1 protein-coding gene is annotated in these 345 nt (G+C 65.5%); it reads right to left on the reverse strand.

All coding sequences use genetic code 11. The features are described 5' to 3' along the window. On the reverse strand, positions 1–329 hold a 329-nt coding region (locus VL15_RS42995), incomplete at its 3' end, for a hypothetical protein (RefSeq protein WP_230684637.1). Between the last annotated feature and the right edge of the window lie 16 nt (positions 330–345).

The raw sequence follows: 345 nt of genomic DNA on the forward strand, positions 1-345 counted from the left end.
GGCTTGTCGTCCGCGAACAGCTCGATCACGTCGCTGTCGACCTCGACCTCGACCGGCCTGTCGTCGGCCAATAGCTCGATCTCCTCGCTGTCCACGTCGACCTCGACGGGCATCAGCTCGCTGTCGACCGGCCTGAGCTCGACCGATAGCACGGTGTCGTCGCTGTCGACCTCGACGTCGACCGGCTTGTCGTCGGCCAACAGCTCGATCTCCTCGCTGTCCACGTCGACCTCGACGGGCATCAGCTCGCTGTCGACCGGCCTGAGCTCGACCGATAGCTCGGTGTCGTCGCTGTCGACCTCGACGTCGACCGGCTTGTCGTCGGCCAACAGCTCGATCTCCTCG

The sequence above is a fragment of the Burkholderia cepacia genome (assembly GCF_001039005.1).
GTDB classification, from domain to species: domain Bacteria; phylum Pseudomonadota; class Gammaproteobacteria; order Burkholderiales; family Burkholderiaceae; genus Burkholderia; species Burkholderia theae.